Annotated in this window: 3 pseudogenes; 2 read left to right on the top strand and 1 reads right to left on the bottom strand. The window is 60.3% G+C overall.

The annotated features are described in order from the left end of the window. Positions 1-532: pseudogene (locus DID99_RS36395) on the top strand (IS5 family transposase); the annotation flags it as partial. Positions 533-599: 67 nt separating this feature from the next. Here DID99_RS36395 and DID99_RS36390 read toward each other — a convergent pair. Further along, positions 600-1,055: pseudogene (locus DID99_RS36390) on the bottom strand (transposase); the annotation flags it as partial. 177 nt (positions 1,056-1,232) lie between these two features. Here DID99_RS36390 and DID99_RS38605 point away from each other — a divergent pair. After that, positions 1,233-1,839, top strand: a pseudogene (locus tag DID99_RS38605) (IS5 family transposase). Positions 1,840-2,271 lie beyond the last annotated feature (432 nt).

The raw sequence follows: 2,271 nt of genomic DNA, 5'->3' as shown, positions 1-2,271 counted from the left end.
GCGACCAGATCGATTGGGAGCGTGCGAGCCTAGATTGAGCCAGCGTCTCCAGCCCCCGGGTGGGGGCCAAGAAACCGCCCCCCGACGGACCGAGGCAAGCTCGGATCGAAGCGACACATCGTCGTAGATGCATGCGGCACGCGGCATCCCGCTGGCTGTCCCGATCACGGGAGCCAATCGGCACGAGTCGATGGCATTCGAGCCCACGCTTGATTCCATTCCTGCGGTATCGGGCCTGAACAGGCAGCCGCGCAAGCGGCCGAGCAAACTGCACGCCGACAAAGGGTATGACTTCGCTCGTTGCCGGCGCTATCTGAGACGCCGCGGCATCAAGGCCCGTATTGCCCGCCGTGGTATCGAAAGCAGTGAGCGGCTCGGGCGTCATCGTTGGGTCGTCGAGCGCACACATGCCTGGTTTGCTGGTTTCGGCCAGCTCCGGATTCGCTTCGAGCGCCGCCTCGAGATTCATGCCGCTTTGCTCGCTCTGGCTGCCGCCGTCATCTGCTCTAGATTCGTGGATGACTTGTGTTAGCGACTCTTAGCCATCGTCGATGGGCTGGGCCCCAGTTGGCGCTGCCCGTATAGCGCACACCGTGCTAGAGCAGAAACGACTTCAGTCGCTGCCGCGCCTGCTTCAGATCGTCCTTGGCTGCGGCCCACGCACGGACCAGATCCCGGAAGGCCTCATCTTCGATACCCGGTACGTACACGGCCGACAGGTCACCCGCGCGTAGCGCGCGCACCAACTTGATCGCATCGCGTCGATCCGTCTTGACGCGTTCGACCGGTTTCCTCGGAATCAGCGACGGCGCACACACCATGCAGTCGAACTCCTTCTGCATGAGTTGGCGGTAGAGCCCATAGCCGCACGGCCGGCTTCATAGACAACGCGCACGCGTCGTCCCTTTGACTGCAGGTGTTTGCACAGGCGATCGATATCGCCGTGCGTCGTACCGATCTTGCCCAGCCACCTCCTCGATGCTGATCGCGCAGGCGATCGTGATGGACTCCTTGTGAACATCAAGTCCCACGTACACCGTGCTATCGTTTTCCATGCTGGCCTCCGTGCCGGAAATGCCGGGTGTGGCCTTGTCCACACCATGCGGCTCTGGTAGCGATGCTAACCCGCGTTTGATTCCCCATGGCAGGCCAGCCTCTGCCTCACGGAAAGTCATACTGCCTTTCACGACGGGCTGTTAACCCCAGGCATCGGAACCACTGAGACCGAGGAGATGGGCAAGCCGATCATCGACGACGAACTGTGGACATTGATCGAACCTTTACTGCCACCACCCAAGCCGCTTCGCGAGAAGAACCCAGGCCGCCTGCCGGTTTCGAATCGAGCCACGCCGTTGGGGCGGGCCAAAAACTGGGCGAAACCGTACCGATCGAGTGCGCCCCGGTTCCAAGCACCCACATCGTCACTGACGCCAACGGCACGCCGCTCGCCGCGATCCTGACCGGCGCGAATGTCAGCGACGTCACGCAATTGCTGCCTCTGATCGACGCGATTCCACCGATTCGCCGATTGCGCGGCCATCCACTGAGCAGACCGCGGGTGGTTTACGCCGATCGTGGTTACGACTCCGAGCGGCATCGACGATGCGTTACGCGAACATGGTATCGAGCCAGTGTTCGCTAAGCGCCGCACCGAACATGGCAGTGGCCTTGGCAAGTATCGCTGAGTCGTTGAACGCACGCACGCATGCCTGGCTGCATCACTTCCGTCGTCTCCGCATTCGTTTCGAGCGCCGGGCTGACATTCACGGCGCGTTCCTCAAACTCGGTTGCTGCCTGATCTGCTGGAACACCTTGCAGCGGACTCAGCAGCCTTTATGAAACCGTCTCTTACTACGACACAATCCGTTTTCCGCCAACCTCAGTCTTCCTCTGGCGTACAGCTGCGATGCCGCGCAGGATATCCCTCTTTCAGAATCCCTGCTGATGCACCAATGCAGGGCGGGATCCCGCTTTGACCCTATTCAAATCTTAAAACCGCCTCCCTATCTGAAAGACTATGGTGCCCCCCCGGTAGACTGCGCCATCTTCTTTTTGTTTGAATGGCCATCATGCCTCGTATTTCCAACTTACCCACCGCGGGAGTTTCGACTCATCAATCCACTCCCATCGGCAACAACCCAACATTGAACAGTTTTACGGTCCGGAGCGATTCCGGCCAGGGGCTCCTGGCATCTTTTCGGGCTGCCATCCGAAACATCTTCAAATTCCTCGGTTCCCACTCGAGTTGCTCGTTTGCGCCGGACGAAGTGC

Source organism: Burkholderia sp. Bp8986 (assembly GCF_003854225.1).
GTDB lineage: Bacteria > Pseudomonadota > Gammaproteobacteria > Burkholderiales > Burkholderiaceae > Burkholderia.
The sequence above is the reverse complement of the archived record's forward strand: the minus strand, read 5'-3'. Positions and strand labels throughout refer to the sequence as shown.